Genomic DNA, 13,851 nt, shown 5'->3' with positions numbered 1-13,851 from the left:
TCTTGCTTGACTCCTGTAGTTTCCCGGAAAAAACCTCTTTAGAAAATGAAAAAAAGCAAAATTCTCTCTGATGCGAAATCCATCGGGATGCTTACCAACCAGAGCGCATACGGCTGGAAAGGTGACTATCATTTCAGGATCATCCAAAAAGAATACGGACTTAAAAAACTATTTTTGCCTGAACATGGGCTTTTTGCAGAATTGCAAGACCAGGTATCAGGGAGCGGGCTTATCTATGATCTGGGAGAAACAGAAGTTTTAAATTTATATGGGGATAATGAGGAAAGTCTCGCTCCCGCGGAAGAAGTTTTATCCGATCTGGACACATTGATCGTAGACATCCGGGATGTAGGAGCTCGTTATTATACATTTTTGACCACCGCATTGTACGCAATGCAGGCAGCGGATCGACTCTCTAAAAAAGGAAAATCAAAACCTCGCATCTTAGTATCGAATGCAAAAAATCCTGCTGGCTCTAAGGTAGAAGGTTCTCCTTTGCAAAAAAAATTTTCTTCATTCGTCGGGGTAGAAGGTACACTGCACCGACATGGTCTTTCTGCTGCGGGCCTTTTAGAATATTATAAAGATAAATTCAAACTCGATCTGGAACTATATCGATTGGATCTATATTCCAAAAGGAGTTCCGAGTTTTTATGGGTTCCACCTTCTCCAAATATTCCCGCCCAAACTACTTGTTATGTATATACTGGACTTTGTCTGTTAGAAGGAACAAATCTTTCCGAAGGAAGAGGAACTACTCGACCATTCGAAACATTCGGTGCTCCTTATATCAACGATCTAGACAGATCACTTTTGGAAAAATTGCAAGAAAAGCAAAAAGGAATTTTTAGACTCAGGCCTTTAAAGTTTATTCCTACATTCCATAAACATGCGGGAAAAGTTTGCGGAGGTTACCAGATTCTTTTAGATAAACCTAAAAAATTCCATAGCCTATTATTCGGATTACTGCTTCTTCGAACATTGAAAGAGTTTTATCCGAATCAGTTTGAATTCCTACAAGGACCTTATGAATTCAGATCCGATCTGCCTGCGATCCAACTTTTGGTAGGGGATCAATTCCTTCTGGATTATCTGGACGGAAAACGGTCCTATTCTGAGATCCAAGATTATCTTGAAGATACTGAAAAAAAATGGAAGAAGATCACGAAGAATTATGATTAGAAGAGAACGTTGCACCCTAGAATGTAGGAACTCCCACATCGCGCGTTGGGATCGCCCCCGCCCAGGTTCGGGTGGGGGGAGTGGCCCGTGGGAGAGCCCCGCCCCTATATCATAAAATTCAAATTTCTACGACTCAATTTTATATCTTACTTTTGTTGGAATTCCAACATTCTGGAATTCCCTAAAGCGGCAGCCTGGAAAATTCCGCCTTTAATTTCTGCAAATCCCCCAGAAGATCTGTTGGCGCCGGGCGTATATTTTTAGCTAACTGTAGAGCATTTTCAATCAAGTCCAAGATTAACTTTTTCTCGGTAATTGCTCTGATCTTGGGCATATGACTCCAATCCTTTTTGAATAAGGAAGCTTTTTCGTCTACGATGGCGACTATCTTGTTTAATGCTTGGATCTCTTCGTTCATAATATCTCAAAAATTAGGAATTTCTAAAGAAATGTTTTCGTCTTTTCGGAAAATTTCTGCATGAAAGGATCTTTTCTTTCCGCCTTGGAAAACACCTGTAATATTATTCAAAATCGATTTTTCCTGAGTTTTGCATTCAGGAGGAAGATTCGAAAGAAGCGCAGAAGAAATTTCGTACCTGAAAAAATTCGTACTTCCAGGTTCTAGTTTTTTAGATGTTAAAGTCCAAGAATCTTCCAAACAGTTTAAATCTCCACTTTTTATAAAAACTCGGATTTTATCTTCCGTATTCGGAAAAGATAAACTTTCAGTTCCTTTATTCTTTAAAAAAAGAAAGAAGATCGGAAATTCCTTAGAATTTTCTTTACTGGAAGAAAGACGATAACTCACAAAACCGGAAGAAATTTCTTTTGATTCTGTCTGGCCTGAAAATGCCAGAGGGTTTAAAAGCCTGGCAACTACGGAAAAGATAAACAGTAATAGTATAACGTCGAAAAATAGGATCAATTTGGAGCGATTATTAGATTTGCCTGCATCCTTACTTTTACGCAGGAAATCCTGGAATTCATCTGGAGAGCGGGAATGGTAACCTTTACTCATTTTGGATATTCCTGGGTCCTTTTTCCATACATTACTTTCTCCTCGAAAAGATTGCAAGCATTCCTGATCCATTTTTGAAAAGAGTAGATCTGTAAATGGATTGATCGAATTTTTTGATCCGATACAGATACCTATTTCAGTGTACTTTTCTAAATTCTCATATTTAAAAAAGAAGGAAGTCCTGCTTATACTTCTTCTTTTCTCCTTTTCTACTTCTGCACAAAACGCTCCAGGTTTAAGCACGGAGATGAAGACCAAAAAAATTCTCTCCATAGTGGCAGAACGTCATTATCTGGGAAAGTCAAGGATGCAACCCAGTCTATCGGAAGAAGTTAAACATTCCTTTTGGGCAAGTCTGGACCCTCAGGGCTTTTACTTTATCAAAGAGGATCTGGATCTCTTGGGGAGAAGGTCCTTTCGACTGAATTTGGAAGAATCCGGACAAATTTCGTCCTTCTTCGCGAATACGTTAAGCCTGTTTAAGGACCGTCTTAAAATCACTTCGGAATATTTAAACGAATTAGAAAAATCGAATTCTCCTCTTGCCTCTAAGGGAGAATTCGAATTTTATCCTGAAAGGAAAACTGAATATCCAAAAGACAAAGCGGATTGGAATGACAGATGGGCACGCTATCTTAAATACAAGGTATTATCTTCTAAATTCTATTCTGAACCGTTTTCCCAAAAGGAAGATTTTCAGAAGAGTTTTTTGGCCTCCGAAAAAGAGCTTAAGAAGGAGGCCATCCAAAGGGAAAAAGAAAGGATTAAAAATATTTTGGAACATCCGGACGGATTCGAGGCGTATTTAGAATCCATATTCTTGAATGTAATATTAGAAAAATTTGATCCTCATAGTTCTTTTTTCTCCGCTTCCGAAAAACGAAGATTTGAAACCTCTCTTTCCTCCAAAGGATATTCTTTTGGAATCGTTTTTAATAGGAGTTTTTTCGGGGACACAAAAATAGAAAGATTGATTCCAGGTGGTCCGGCTTGGAGGTCTGAAAAGTTGAACCGGGGTGATCAGATTCTAGAAGTTCGATTTCCCGATGATAAAAACAGGATAGTTTCCACCTCCGATTTTTCTCCGGGAGAAATGGATTCGATTCTTTCCGGAACCAAAACCAAAAAAGCGGTCTTTAAGGTCAGAAAGAACGATGGTCAGATCCTTACTGTGCCATTAGTTCAGGAAAAGATAGGTCTGGAAGAAAATTCCATATCCAGTTATCTTTTGAACGGGAAAAGTAAAATAGGTTATCTGTATTTACCGGCTTTTTATACCGAATGGGAAACGGAAGGGGGAGGTTGCGCTCAAGATATTGCAAGAGAGATTCTTAAATTAAAAAGAGATAATATTAAAGGACTGATCTTGGACTTGAGAAATAATGGAGGAGGTTCTTTGGAAGAAGCTATAGATCTTGCTGGAATCTTCATAGACCAAGGGCCCTTATTTGTGCAAAAATCCTCCAATGGAGAATTATTTATCATCAAGGATACAAACAGGGGTACTATTTATGACGGACCTTTGCTGGTTTTACTAAACGGGCAAAGTGCTTCCGCTTCTGAATTTTTGGCCTCCGCATTACAAAATTATAATCGGGCATTGGTGGTTGGTAGTCCTAGCTACGGAAAGGCTACCTCTCAATTTCTTCTTCCGTTAGAAGAGAACAAAAAGGGAAGTTCCGATTTTCTAAAATTAACCACTCATTTATACTTTGGAGTGCAAGGGATGAGTCATCAGCAAAAGGGAGTAATTCCCGATATCCCTTTGCCTGATCTTTCGGATTTGTCTGGGAGAGAAAAAGATATGCCGGAGGCGATCCGAACGGAACAAATCTATAAGGAAATAACTTATAAAAAATTACCAGAACTGGAGCTTTCGGATATCAGAGATGCAAGTGAAGATCGATCGGATGAAAGCCCGAATTTCTCCAAGTTAGGCTCCCTTGCTTCTAAACTTCGTAAAAAAATAAAGTCGATGGATCGTATCTCTTTGGATAATGGAGAATTTTTCGAAGAATTTTCTGAATTAGCGAAATTTTACGAAGAATACCAGGCTGCAACTAGTAGAAAATCGAATAGTTTTACGGTAGATACTCATTCTTTCGATCAGGGGCTGGAAAAGATGGATTCTTATACGAAAGAAATCAATTTGGAAAGAAAAGCAAGATTGGAAGAAGACCTGTATATAGATGAAGCATATAAAATTATGCAGGACTATATGCAGATTTACGGAAGGAAAGATAAAAAATGATACAAATACATATTAAAACCATAATTCTATTTTTACTCTTAGGTTTCATTCACACCGGAAGTATTTTCGCAAAGGATCCCGCTTCTGCATTAAAACATATGAATGAACTTACCGGACCAAGTGAACTGATCGGGAAGGAAACCTTGGCTTATGTACAGGCAATTGCGCATAGTAAAAGTGCTTCTTTGGTGGAGAATAAAAGAAGAGCAATTATAGTTTCTGTCGAAAAGGCAATCTTGAACGCAAACCAAGTGGCTCCGTATGAAGGAAGTTCAGATTATAAAAATTCAATACTAAAATATCTGAATACGATGTATACCATCTTGAGAGAAGATTACGGAAAATTAGTTAACCTACAGGAAGTCGCAGAGGAATCTTACGATGCGATGGAGGCATACATGTTGGCTAAAAAAAAGGCCAATGAAAAATTGAAAGAAATAGGCGACGAACTAAAAGAAAAAGAGAAAGGATTTGCAGCGGACAATAATATTAAACTAATAGAGCAACAAGATCCAACGAGTATTAAGCTCAAAAAAGCTTCGGAAGTTTTGAATTACCAAGGGATCGTTTACTTGGTAGATTTTAAAAGTTACAAACAAGAAATGTATCTTTTGGATGCCCTTAATAAAAATGATCTGAATGGAATCGAGCAAAACCGTTCTACTCTCCAAAAATATTCGGAAGAAGGTCTTTCTGAGCTTGAAAAAATTCCTGCTTACGAGGGAGACTCCAGTTTACTTGTCGCCTGCAAGAATACTTTAAATTTTTATAAAATGGAATCCTCGGAACAATTCCCGGTTCTAACCGAGTTTTTGCTCAAAAAAGAACAGTTCGATAAATACAAAAAAGCATTCGATCTGAAAAGTGCTAAGGACAAAACCCAAGAAGATGTGGACCAATATAATAAACTTGTAACTGAGACCAATCAATTGGCAGACAAGTATAATAAGACTAATCAGGCTCTAAATAAACAAAGAACAGCTTTGACTGCACAATGGAATAAGGCAAATTCTTCTTTTTTATCTAAGTTTGTTCCAAAATGATTCGGTTGTATTCTGATAGGGTTTATATAAAAATTTAAGTAATAAAGTTGAGGCAAATAAAAAATGCCCCGCAAAAAGTTTAGTCCTAAAAGACAAGAAAGTTATAATTTAATTACATTAGAGGATATACTTCATTCGGAAGATCTACATTTGATTTTTGCATCTGCTTTAAAGGAAAAATATCCGGAACTTTATGATTCTAATAGGGACCAATATATAGGAAAAGTTGCGTCTTCTGGTCTGCGAGATGACGGGCTTGTTCGGATTTCAGAAGCATTTGTACGAGAAGTTTTAAAAATGAATCCGAAGGGATTTACTATTGTGGATAATTATTTTATCTATTGGAATACAAAACCTACGAAGGATATTATTCTTGAAGATATCAAGAATTATGGAAGTGGTCAGCAAATCAACGCACAGAATGTCGAATTTTTAACATCGTTAGAAGCTTTTGATAGATTTGGATTATTTCTTTTAGCTGAAGCTGCTAATTATGGCCTTACTGGAATTGACTCTGCTGCAAACGATCCGGATTGACGTATTAATATTTAAAGCGTTTGATACTGTTGAATGGTGATTGATGAAATTTATGAAAGTTGAAGATTATTCCATTGAAGAATATAGTAAACTGGAAAAGAAGCGCCTACAAGAGACTTATGCAGATATTGAGCAAAATAAAGTAATTCTTGCATATAAATTAGTAACTCTCAGTTCACAGGAAAAAAAAATAGCTCATTGTGATTTGATTATTAATAGAGATGTTGAAAAATTCCGTTCGGGTTTGTTGCGGTCTTTAGCTGCGAAGTTTGCTATTTATGAACGTTACGTCGATGGTGATCTTGATTATGCTAGAGGAATTAGCCATCTAGATGGATTTCTCATTTTCGATTGTATGCTAATCGGAAAAAAATCTTTATCTAAAAAAATGGCAACTTACTTCAATTTAGAAGATCGCTTTACTAAAAGTGAAGCAAATAATCCAGCTTTTCGGATGGGTCTACTTTTGAAATATTATATATTAGAAGATGCAAAAAACTCGAGATCTGAATTGCAGCAATGTATCAATTACGCAACAAGTAAAAGTAGTTGGAAGAATTATGCCGGTTATTTCAAGCTCTTAAAATTGTTGGTTGAGGAGAGCCGAGACCTTGCTGTTATATCTGAAGCTTTAGGTGATGCCGCAGATAGTTTTAAAAAATTAAAAAAAGGAAGTGGGGTTTTTAGCGGATTATTAGAAGGGATGTATGATCTTTGGACAATTGCATTTTTAAATTTATTTAAGGAAAATGGAATAGACGTGGATTTAGGGAAATATGATTTTCCTAAAGAATTGGTTTCGGGTTATTTATCGGAGTAATTATGCTAAACTGGCTTAAAAGAAACGGATTAATTATTATTTACGCCCACCTTGGACTTCAAGCGGTCCTGGGTATTATCGGATACGGTCTGCTTGGCGACGACCTTTCGGAAGAGGAAAGACGTTTTTATCTTTCTTACTTTCTGCGGGCTAATGCTTTTCTGATCTTTACTCTAATTGGAGTTATACAATTTTTTCGCGGAAACGTCCTCTTTAAGAAATGGGCAATGATTGTTCTTGCAGTTAGCCTTCTAATTTTGTTGGAAAACTTCGTGTATACAGTAGGAAGCCTCGGAATAGAGGAACATGCTAGGAAAGCGGCCTCAATTTTGCGAGATTCTATAGTGACAATTTTTGAATTGCTTTTGCTTCGATTTTTATCGAATTTTCAGCGGAAAGTTCAATAAATTCAAAATTTCATAACTATATATCCAAAAAGCTTGCCGTTCGGCCTTTTCTAATAGAAAATTCGACCGAGGCCAAATCATGGAAATCGTAAAAGGAAAAGAAGCAACAATTCTCTTCGATGGCAAGAAGTGTATTCATTCCAGAAATTGTGTGTTGAGTAGACCAGATGTATTCGTTCCGAATGTAGAAGGAGAATGGATCTATCCAGACAAGGCAAGTGTAGAAGAGATTAAATCTTTAGCTTTGAATTGTCCATCTGGCGCGATCCGTTTTGAATCCAATGATCCTTCTTTTAAGGAAACTGCTCCTCCTGTTAATGTTCTGAGGGTGAGAGAGAATGGTCCTCTTGCGATCCATGCGGATATTGAGCTAGAAGGTGTGGAGAAACAATATAGACTCACGCTTTGTAGATGTGGAGCTTCTACTCATAAACCTTTTTGTGATGCGACTCATGTGAGTATTGGATTTACAGCAACTGGGGAACCTTCTGTCCAAGAATCTCAACCTTTGCCCGTTCGAAATGGAATCCTAAATATTGATCCTACTAAAAATGGCCCATTGAAGGTGAGCGGAAATTTAGAAATTTGTTCCGGAACTGGAAAGGTAACGAATCGAATCACCGAATCGTACCTTTGTCGTTGTGGTGGTTCTTCCAATAAACCTTATTGTGACGGAACTCATCGTAAGATCAAATTTAAGTCTGAGTAGAGATTCATATCCATTTCATTTTTCGTAGCCAAAGGGATACTGTCCAAATAACGGTGATTACGAATATGGTCAGAATTGGAAAACGATATTGAAGGAAAAAATCGCTGAAATAGGCTCCAATCAAAACATACACAGATGCCACACAAAGTTTAAATATTATAAATTCTGCATTCGACCAACTCGTTTCTGCCTTAAAAAAATTCATAAACAAATCTCCTTCTTCGATTACATGAATGAGATTGGTTAAAATTTCGACAGGTCAAGCGTATGTTTATCTTTTCGGAATTGATATATATTACTAACAATCCCTGCAAAAAAGCTCTGTGACTCCGCGCCTCTGTGTGATAAAATCTCTGTGGCTCTTCAAAACTTCGTGTCTCTATATAACCAAAGTTCGGATCTTCTTACGTATCCTACTTGCTGTAGGATAACCTTTGCATAGTTCCGCACAGTGAAGCATAATACTTTGAGAAAGTCTGACGGATTCAATCATATCCTCCCCCCTGGATAAGAAGAATGTTAGGATTCCTGCAAGTAGATCTCCTGTTCCCATTACAGCAAGTTTAGGTTCTTGGAATTCCCAAAAATATGAATTTCCTTCAGGTGTAAACAGGATAGAAGCTGGCCCTTTTAAAAGTAAGTATGTTCCCTTCTCTTTTGCCCAAACTTTTGCATCTTCCAAGGCGGAATATTGGCTTTGGACCTTTTTACCTGTGATAGAAGACCATTCTCCTAAATGAGGAGTGAGTATCGTTCGAGGGCCTAGATTTTTTTCATCTAAATACTTTAATGCACCTGCATCAAAGACCAAATACGTTTCTTTTGGAAAAGAAAATTGTGGAAGATCGGAAGAAGCGAGTCCTGGCCCGACACATACCACGCTTGCCTTTTTCAAAAATGGATAATCGGAAGATTTTTTAGAATTTTCTAACTCCGAAACCATAAAAGAAGGATCTTTTTTTAATACCTTAGTAAGGGTAGTTGCAGATGGAGTGAGTATTTGCGAAATTCCTCCTCCCAATTCTTGGAATGCGAGTGCAGAAGATAGGATTGCTCCCGACATTCCTTCTGACCCACCTATAAATACTGCGGAACCGTTTTTGTATTTATGTGAATCTTTTTCTCTGGAAAGTTTTGAAATTAGTTCTTCTTTGTTTGCTCTTGGCAAAAGATATTTGGATGTCTGAAATTCTTGGCGTAAGAATCCGATTGGATGAAATGATTTTCTTTCTTTGGATAAAGGGTAGAATACATTCTTAGTCTTGGGCGATCCTATTTCTGCTAAGATGTCCGCAGCAAACGGGATTTTTTCGTCCGGAGAATATCCTGAAACTGCATCGATACTCAATACCAGCAAAGAATTTTTTAATCTTTCTTTGGCAGTTCGGATTTCTTCAACAGTTTTGGAAATTTCTCCCTTTAATTCACCCTTAAATCCTGTTCCTAAAAGAGAATCTACCAATACTTCTCCCGGATTTACAAGATTGCTCTTAAATTTTTCCAAAGGGGAATTTTGGATCTTTAATTCTTCTGTTAGATTTTTATAATATTTTGTTTCTTCGGAGAAGTTCCCTTCTTTTGAATAGATCTCCACTGAGAGACCTTCTGCCTTTAAAAATTGGGCTAAAGCGTATCCATCCCCTCCGTTATTTCCGGAGCCGCAGAGTATGACGATTTTTTTTGCCGATCTGAAAACTTCTTCCCAGGTTTGGAAGATGGAAATTGCTGCATATCCCATGAGCAATGTCCCCGAAATTTTTCGTTCTCGGATGGTTTGCTCGTCTAAAATTTTTGCTTCTTCTTCGCCGAATAGAACCTGGAAATCAGGAGATCTGCTCATTTTATTTCCATTTATGGATCTCTAGATAGCCCGATCTAATCTTCATGGAATAAATTTCATCGTTTGTATCCATCCAAGTTTCTCTCCAAAGCCCTCGAGGAGGAGGGTAGTTGAGGCGGATATTATTCACATGGTTTCCGTCCTCGTCGTGGACTTGGAGTCGGATTGAATTTCCTTCTTCTACTTCAGTTTCCCAAATGAAAAAATTATCGTTATTTAGGACCCAATACAATGTTTCGGAAGGATCTTGGATCTCTTTGATAGGAGTAATCCTTTTGTCTTTGAGTTCGTATTTTAGGATCTTTCTATTTTTGAATCTTCCGGATTTGGTTTCGTAAAAACTAAAAGAACCGAGCACATACTCTCCATCGGGATGGGAGATAAACGAATCAACATACCAAGTATAAGCTTCTCCTTGGTTTAAAGAATCTTTATAGTCGGAACCTTCTACCTTCTGTTTTAATTTTCCGGCTTCGTCAAAAATGCTGAGTCGCATCGCTCCATTCTGTCTATGGAAAACAAATAATAGGTCATTATTTCCTGCTTCCATTCTTTCCACGTAACCGAATGGAATAGAACCCCCTACGCCGTCTGCATAGATTGTCTGGGAAAGTTTTCCGGAATCGTTTATTTTCAGGATTACAGAAGGAACTGCTTCTTCTGCTTCCGTACGAAATTCCCCGGATTTTTTTGTGTAAATATTCTCAGCCACTTTATCTGACTTTGCATCTTCTCTGGATACTCTGGACTGGACATAGATATCATCTCCATCGGAAACGGTGACTAATCCGATTCTTCCTAATTTGATATTATAGGTTTTGACTTTATCCTGTTTTTCTTTTGAACTCCCGATCACAAACTTCAGATCTCCATCTGAATTGAATGCTTTAATCAAAGATTGTTCGAAATCTGGAACGTAAATCACTCCGGAAGCAACAGCCACTTGGTTCGGAACATTTGTGGGAACCCGATTGACTATACTCACTTGTAATTCTTTTAAATCTTTTCCTAATTTAACTCTTCCGTATAGATAAGGATTATAATCATCCACTCGGAACTTGGAACAAGCTCCTATCACTAAGATAGAGCATAGGAAAAAGGGAAGGTATTTGCGGACAGATGAGGTCCTGATCTTGGAAGTAAAAGAATTTTGCATGTTTCTTATAAAAACCCGAGCCACATTTTGATTTCTCGGGACATTTCGTTACCATCCTTCTTTTTAGTATAAGAAAACAAGCAATTTCGCTCGTATCAAGAGGATGGTTCGGAACTGGGCTTATTTTTTACTTTACACTAGGGTTAGGTAAAAATATTTTGAATAGGTATCGGGAACCACCCATGAATGGTATGGGAAAAACCTAAAATTTTCGGCGATATTCCGATTTTGTAGGTTGTTTTTTCCTCTTTTTTGAGGCAAAACGAAGCGGTTCAGAGACTCTCTGTAAGGCCGGCGTTGACAGTCAGTAAAGAAGTAATCGAAACGATCTTAGATCGAATCCTTCTCGCTCCCGTCAAGCTGTATGCACTCATGGTTAGCCAAAGGCCAAACCATACGCTGATCGAGGTAGAGTTGGATCACCTCGGACACCCGTACGGTTCCGTCAGCCTTCTGGAATGTGAGCAAGTTTCCAGAAAACTGAATGAAGAGTTGGAGCGGATCTCACCGGATCTGAACTATACTCTCAAGGTTTCTTCCGCCGGTGCGGAAAGAAAACTGGTGATTCCCGAGGATCTGGATAGATTCCGTGGAATACCGGTGCGACTCGTCTATAAGTTGGAAGGGTCGAACGATAAAGAAGGAATTTTTAAGATTCTAGATAGGAAAGAGGACAGGATCTTTTTAGAACCGTTTTCCAAAAGGAAAACAAAAGGTTCTAAAAAAAAGGAAGTCATTCTTGAATTGAAGGATATACTAAAAGGAAATTTGTACGTAAGTATTTGATTATGGCAGTTAAGAAGAAAGAAGTCGAAGTCAATCTGTTGGAAGCGATCCAACAATTTTGTGCCGACAAATCCTTAGACAGGGAAGCCGTGATGGGAGTCATTCGTGATTCTTTGATTACCGCGTACAAAAAGAAGTCGGGCATCGAAACTCTAGAAGAGGAAGAAAACCCGATCAAGGTAGAATTTGCCTCCTCCGGAGACGGAGAAAATGTCGTCATCGTAGTGTCTCGCAAAGTTGTGGACTCTTCTCCTAAAAACGGTTTGGAAATTTCCTTAGAAGATGCTAAGGCTGTTTATCCTAACGCAGCAGAAGGAGAAGTCCTGGATTTTAAAGAAAAGCCGATGGAGCTTTCCAGGATCATTTCATCTCAAGCAAAACAAATGGTATTCCAACGTTTGAGAGATATGGAAAAAGAACTTCTGTATCAGGAATACAAAGCAAAAGAAGGCGAACTGACTCACGGATATTTCCAACGCTGGAAAAAAGACGCAATGTCCATCGATCTAGGTAAGGTCGAAGGTGTTATGCCTAAGCGTGAGCAAAACCCCGGAGAAAAATATCATAGCGGGGATCGTCTAAAAGCAATCATACAAAAAGTGGAACTTCGTCCCAGAGAACCGATCCCTGTGATCACTCTTTCCAGAGCCTCTGCGGATTTTGTTCGTAAACTTTTCGAAATGGAAATCCCAGAGATCTACGACGGACTCGTAGAGATCGTAAACGTGGCTCGTCAACCTTCCATTCGTACCAAAGTAGTGGTTTATGCTACCAGAGGAGATATCGATCCTGTGGGAGCCTGCGTAGGTATGAAAGGGGTTCGTATCCAGTCCATCGTTAGGGAATTAGGAAACGAAAGAATAGATATCGTTCAATACTCTTCGGACCCGACGGAGTTTATCGCAAATGCGATTTCTCCTGCTAAACCTTATGATGTTAAGGCGGATTCCGTGGGTAGAGAGGCAATGGTAATCGTTCCAGAGGAACAATTATCTCTTGCAATCGGAATCAACGGTTCCAATGTAAAGTTGGCATCACAGTTAACCGGATTTAGGATCGATATCAAAACGATAGCCCAGTACAACGAAGAATTCTCTTCTCCGGAAGCGAGAGAGAGATTGGATAAACTATTCAGTCCTCCAGCTGCAGTTGCGGAAGAAGAAGACGATGGAGCAACTGCTCTAGAGGATCTACCTGGACTTTCTACCCGCTTGATAGGCCTATTAAGGAGCGCAGGGATCAATAACGTCGAGACGTTGATCGAGATCAGCCAGGACGACTTGGCAAAACTCCCCGGCATAGGACAGACTACTGCTGCACAGATACTTAGGATATTGGCAGAATCTGTAGAGTGGGTGGAGGAAAGCTGATCTCCTCGATTCGAGGGTAGGGCTTTAAGACCCGTTTTCAGTACATCGCGTACTTGACCAGGACATTATATGGAAGAAAAGAATAAATCAATCAAGGAAAAGCTCCAGGGCTCTGCTTCTGCTGACGCAAGTAAGAAGAAGAAGCTGGTGATCAAAAAGAAGCCGGATGAGAAGATGCCTTCTACTTCTGCAAAGAAAGAAGCCTCTACAGATCCAGCTCCAAATAAGCCGGCCGCTGCTGCTTCCTCCTCTCCAAGCACTCCTAAAAGTTCTGCTCCTCCTAAAAAAGAACCTCTCTTTCCGGAACCAAGCACTCGCCAAGAACCTCCGGTTCCAAGATCTGCTCCTCCTGAACATATTTTAGGAGAAGGAAGACCTCCATTTCAGAGAGAAGACAATAATATTATAGTATCTCGTCCAAACCAAAGACCTACCTACTCCAACCAGAACAGAGATTCTGGAGAATCATCCGGTGGCAACTACAGAGGAAATCGTTCCGAAGGTGGTGGTTACCAAGGAGGCCAAGGCGGTGGATACCGCGGTGGTCAGGGTGGTGGTTATCAAGGTGGTCAAAACCGCGAAGGTGGTGGCGGTTACCAAAACCGTGAAGGCGGCGGAGGCTATCGTGGAGGCCAGGGTGGTCAAGGCGGAGGTTACCAAGGCGGTCAAGGTGGCGGCGGTGGATATCGCGGAGGCCAGGGTGGTCAAGGCGGAGGATGCCATGGCGGTCGC

At 39.3% G+C, this 13,851-nt stretch carries 14 protein-coding genes and 1 pseudogene; 10 read left to right on the top strand and 5 right to left on the bottom strand.

Features of this window, described 5'->3' with window-relative positions; all coding sequences use genetic code 11:
• The first annotated feature begins 45 nt into the window (after positions 1–45).
• Entirely contained in the window at positions 46–1,182 is a 1,137-nt protein-coding gene (locus CH365_RS12050; protein ID WP_100768814.1) for a DUF1343 domain-containing protein, read from the top strand.
• A gap of 181 nt (positions 1,183–1,363) precedes the next feature.
• Here the strand turns inward: CH365_RS12050 and CH365_RS12045 are convergent, their stop codons facing one another.
• A complete protein-coding gene (locus tag CH365_RS12045) occupies positions 1,364–1,600 on the bottom strand; it encodes a hypothetical protein (RefSeq protein WP_100768813.1) in 237 nt (78 codons plus the stop codon).
• Between the two features lie 6 nt (positions 1,601–1,606).
• Positions 1,607–2,200, bottom strand: a complete 594-nt coding sequence (locus CH365_RS12040) for a hypothetical protein (protein ID WP_100768990.1) — start codon at positions 2,198–2,200, stop codon at positions 1,607–1,609.
• A gap of 247 nt (positions 2,201–2,447) precedes the next feature.
• Between CH365_RS12040 and CH365_RS12035 the strand changes: the two genes are divergently transcribed.
• The 6 genes from CH365_RS12035 to CH365_RS12010 all read left to right on the top strand — a co-directional run bounded on the left by CH365_RS12035 (position 2,448) and on the right by CH365_RS12010 (position 7,967).
• A complete protein-coding gene (locus CH365_RS12035) occupies positions 2,448–4,451 on the top strand; it encodes a carboxy terminal-processing peptidase (RefSeq protein WP_100768812.1) in 2,004 nt (667 codons plus the stop codon).
• A complete protein-coding gene (locus CH365_RS12030; protein WP_100768811.1) occupies positions 4,448–5,494 on the top strand; it encodes a hypothetical protein in 1,047 nt (348 codons plus the stop codon). Before CH365_RS12035 ends, CH365_RS12030 begins: the two co-directional genes overlap by 4 nt.
• A gap of 63 nt (positions 5,495–5,557) precedes the next feature.
• Positions 5,558–6,031 (top strand): hypothetical protein, encoded by a 474-nt coding sequence (locus tag CH365_RS12025; protein ID WP_100768810.1) that lies wholly within the window; start codon positions 5,558–5,560, stop codon positions 6,029–6,031.
• A gap of 52 nt (positions 6,032–6,083) precedes the next feature.
• Positions 6,084–6,851, top strand: coding sequence for a hypothetical protein (locus CH365_RS12020; RefSeq protein ID WP_125226313.1), 768 nt, complete (start codon positions 6,084–6,086; stop codon positions 6,849–6,851).
• A 2-nt stretch (positions 6,852–6,853) separates the two neighbouring features.
• Positions 6,854–7,258, top strand: coding sequence for a hypothetical protein (locus CH365_RS12015; RefSeq protein ID WP_100768808.1), 405 nt, complete (start codon positions 6,854–6,856; stop codon positions 7,256–7,258).
• A gap of 79 nt (positions 7,259–7,337) precedes the next feature.
• On the top strand, positions 7,338–7,967 hold the full coding sequence (locus tag CH365_RS12010) for a CDGSH iron-sulfur domain-containing protein (RefSeq protein WP_100768807.1): 630 nt from the start codon (positions 7,338–7,340) through the stop codon (positions 7,965–7,967).
• Between the two features lie 4 nt (positions 7,968–7,971).
• On the opposite strand, the gene CH365_RS12005 is transcribed toward CH365_RS12010, so the two are convergent.
• From CH365_RS12005 to CH365_RS11995, 3 genes are all read right to left on the bottom strand, one after another.
• Positions 7,972–8,172, bottom strand: a complete 201-nt coding sequence (locus tag CH365_RS12005; protein WP_100768806.1) for a hypothetical protein — start codon at positions 8,170–8,172, stop codon at positions 7,972–7,974.
• A gap of 174 nt (positions 8,173–8,346) precedes the next feature.
• Positions 8,347–9,807: an NAD(P)H-hydrate dehydratase gene (locus tag CH365_RS12000; RefSeq protein ID WP_100768805.1), complete on the bottom strand. Its 1,461-nt coding sequence runs from the start codon at positions 9,805–9,807 to the stop codon at positions 8,347–8,349.
• Position 9,808: 1 nt separating this feature from the next.
• Positions 9,809–10,963: an LIC_12708 family protein gene (locus CH365_RS11995; RefSeq protein WP_100768804.1), complete on the bottom strand. Its 1,155-nt coding sequence runs from the start codon at positions 10,961–10,963 to the stop codon at positions 9,809–9,811.
• A gap of 360 nt (positions 10,964–11,323) precedes the next feature.
• Here CH365_RS11995 and rimP point away from each other — a divergent pair, with 360 nt between their 5' ends.
• From rimP to CH365_RS11980, 3 genes and pseudogenes are all read left to right on the top strand, one after another.
• Positions 11,324–11,749 carry a ribosome maturation factor RimP gene (rimP, locus tag CH365_RS11990; protein WP_244283181.1) on the top strand — a complete coding sequence of 142 codons (426 nt, stop codon included), beginning with the start codon at positions 11,324–11,326 and terminating at the stop codon, positions 11,747–11,749.
• Between the two features lie 2 nt (positions 11,750–11,751).
• The gene (nusA, locus tag CH365_RS11985; protein ID WP_100768803.1) at positions 11,752–13,119 is read left to right on the top strand and encodes a transcription termination factor NusA; all 1,368 of its coding nucleotides are present in this window, start codon (positions 11,752–11,754) and stop codon (positions 13,117–13,119) included.
• Between the two features lie 69 nt (positions 13,120–13,188).
• Positions 13,189–13,851, top strand: a pseudogene (locus CH365_RS11980) (translation initiation factor IF-2); the annotation flags it as partial.

Source organism: Leptospira neocaledonica (genome assembly GCF_002812205.1).
Classification (GTDB): Bacteria; Spirochaetota; Leptospiria; order Leptospirales; family Leptospiraceae; genus Leptospira_B; species Leptospira_B neocaledonica.
This window is presented reverse-complemented; position numbering and strand designations above follow the sequence as displayed.

Coding starts and splice junctions, on each gene's coding strand:
- CH365_RS12010 (WP_100768807.1), top strand. CDS start 7,338: ATGGAAATCGTAAAAGGAAAAGAAGCAACAATTCTCTTCGATGGCAAG.
- CH365_RS12025 (WP_100768810.1), top strand. CDS start 5,558: ATGCCCCGCAAAAAGTTTAGTCCTAAAAGACAAGAAAGTTATAATTTA.
- CH365_RS12050 (WP_100768814.1), top strand. CDS start 46: ATGAAAAAAAGCAAAATTCTCTCTGATGCGAAATCCATCGGGATGCTT.
- CH365_RS12005 (WP_100768806.1), bottom strand. CDS start 8,172: ATGAATTTTTTTAAGGCAGAAACGAGTTGGTCGAATGCAGAATTTATA.
- CH365_RS12020 (WP_125226313.1), top strand. CDS start 6,084: ATGAAAGTTGAAGATTATTCCATTGAAGAATATAGTAAACTGGAAAAG.
- CH365_RS12015 (WP_100768808.1), top strand. CDS start 6,854: ATGCTAAACTGGCTTAAAAGAAACGGATTAATTATTATTTACGCCCAC.
- CH365_RS12035 (WP_100768812.1), top strand. CDS start 2,448: ATGAAGACCAAAAAAATTCTCTCCATAGTGGCAGAACGTCATTATCTG.
- CH365_RS12030 (WP_100768811.1), top strand. CDS start 4,448: ATGATACAAATACATATTAAAACCATAATTCTATTTTTACTCTTAGGT.
- CH365_RS12045 (WP_100768813.1), bottom strand. CDS start 1,600: ATGAACGAAGAGATCCAAGCATTAAACAAGATAGTCGCCATCGTAGAC.
- CH365_RS11995 (WP_100768804.1), bottom strand. CDS start 10,963: ATGCAAAATTCTTTTACTTCCAAGATCAGGACCTCATCTGTCCGCAAA.
- CH365_RS12040 (WP_100768990.1), bottom strand. CDS start 2,200: ATGAGTAAAGGTTACCATTCCCGCTCTCCAGATGAATTCCAGGATTTC.
- nusA (WP_100768803.1), top strand. CDS start 11,752: ATGGCAGTTAAGAAGAAAGAAGTCGAAGTCAATCTGTTGGAAGCGATC.
- CH365_RS12000 (WP_100768805.1), bottom strand. CDS start 9,807: ATGAGCAGATCTCCTGATTTCCAGGTTCTATTCGGCGAAGAAGAAGCA.